General features: G+C 72.2%; 2 protein-coding genes and 1 pseudogene. All 3 read left to right on the top strand.

Annotated elements, in window-relative coordinates; all coding sequences use genetic code 11:
- The coding region (locus G6017_RS13805) for a vitamin K epoxide reductase family protein (RefSeq protein WP_182617849.1) at positions 1–699 on the top strand (699 nt) is incomplete at its 5' end.
- Between the two features lie 105 nt (positions 700–804).
- Positions 805–1,554, top strand: a complete 750-nt coding sequence (locus G6017_RS13800) for a glycosyltransferase family 2 protein (protein ID WP_182617847.1) — start codon at positions 805–807, stop codon at positions 1,552–1,554.
- Positions 1,551–1,790: pseudogene (locus G6017_RS13795) on the top strand (acyl-CoA dehydrogenase); the annotation flags it as partial. The gene G6017_RS13800 and the pseudogene G6017_RS13795, both read left to right, overlap by 4 nt.

Genomic DNA, 1,790 nt, shown 5'->3' with positions numbered 1-1,790 from the left:
ATGCGCGAGACCTCAGACGCCCCGGACGTCGACCCCACGGGCGCCCCCGCCGAGCCCGTGACGATCGCCCCCGCCGCGGGCACCGGCGCCGACGCCCACTCCGGCGTCGTCTCGCGGGTGTTCACCGACCGGTGGATGGGCGTGTTGCTGACCATCGGGTCGGTCATCGCCCTGGTGGCGTCGTTCCAGCTCAGCCTGGACAAGATCCGGCTCCTGGAGAACCCGGACTACATGCCGGCCTGCAACTTCTCCATCCTGATGAGCTGCAAGAGCGTCATCAACTCCGAGCAGGGCTCGGTCTTCGGCTTCCCCAATCCCTTCATCGGGCTGGTGGGCTACGCCGTGCTCATCGCGATCGGCGTGGCCGCCGCCTCGGGCGTGCGCTTCCCGCGCTGGTACTGGGTGGGCGCGCTGCTGGGCCTGACGTTCGCCGCGGGGATGGTGCACTGGCTGGCGTACCAGTCCATCTTCTCCATCCAGGTGCTCTGCCCCTGGTGCATGGTCGTGTGGGCCGTGACCATCCCCATGTTCTGGTACACGCTGCTGCACGTCCTGGCCAAGCTCACCGGCGCCGGCTGGGTGCGGGCGCTCCAGCGGTGGCACCTGGTCCCCGTGGTCGTGTGGTTCCTGGCCATGGCCGCGATCATCCTCTGGGCGTTCTGGGACTTCTACTGGGCGGACTTCTTCGGCAACCTCTGACGGCAGCGCCCTCCGGCCGGCAGAGCACTCCGGCCAGCAGAGCCCGTCGGCCGGCCCACGCCATCCCCGCCACCGGCACCGCCCGTGCGACCTGAAGGGAACCCGATGCGCTTCGTGGGAATCGACGTGGTGATCCCGGTCCACGACGAGCAGGAGCTGCTCCCCGGGTGCCTGGACTCTCTCGAGGCGTGCGCCGCGGTCACCCCCGTGCCGGTGACGGTGACCGTGGTCCTCGATTCCTGCACCGACGCCTCCGAGACGATCGCTCGCGGCCGGGTCCGGATCGTGCGGTGCGACGCGCGCAACGTCGGCGCCGCGCGGGCCGTCGGGTTCGACTCCCTCCCGCGACCCGCCTCGCCGCAACGGTCCGGGCAGCGCTGGTACGCCACCACCGACGCCGACTCGCGCGTGCCCCCCACCTGGCTGGCCGACCAGCTGGCCCGGGCACTCGACGGCGCCGACGTGGTAGCCGGTCTGGTCGAGGTGACCGACTGGTCCGAGTGGAACCCGGACACCCGGGTGCGCTACCTCGAGGGCTACCGGGCCGGTTCCGACCACCGGCACATCCACGGCGCCAACATCGGCATCTCGGCCCGTGCGTACCGCGACCTGGGCGGGTTCGAGCCCCTGCCGGTCCACGAGGACGTGCGCCTGGTGCACCGCGCCGAGGAGGCGGGTCTGGCGATCGCCTGGTCCACCGCGACGCCGGTGACCACCTCCGCCCGGCGGCACTCCCGGACCCCCGGTGGGTTCTCCGGCCACCTGGCCCTGACCGAGCTGGACCACGCAGGGCTGGATCACGCCGAGTCGGACCACGCCGAGCTGGACCACACCAGGAGCGGGGTCACCCCATGACATCACCCGATCGCCCCCGCAGAGCCGACCTCGCCCGCGAGTGGGTCCAAGAGGGGCGCGCCGACCTGCCCCTCCCCGGACACGGGGACACCCGCGCCCGCTGGTCCGAGCTCACCGCGATGTGCGCCCACGATGTGTCGGCCGGCCGCCTGGTCGAGGCCCACGCCGACGCCGACGCCATCCTCGCCGAGATCGAGGGCACCCGAGTCTCGCCCGGCGAGTTCTGGGGCGTGTGG

Source organism: Dietzia sp. B44 (assembly GCF_014145245.1).
GTDB lineage: Bacteria > Actinomycetota > Actinomycetes > Mycobacteriales > Mycobacteriaceae > Dietzia > Dietzia natronolimnaea.
This window is presented reverse-complemented; position numbering and strand designations above follow the sequence as displayed.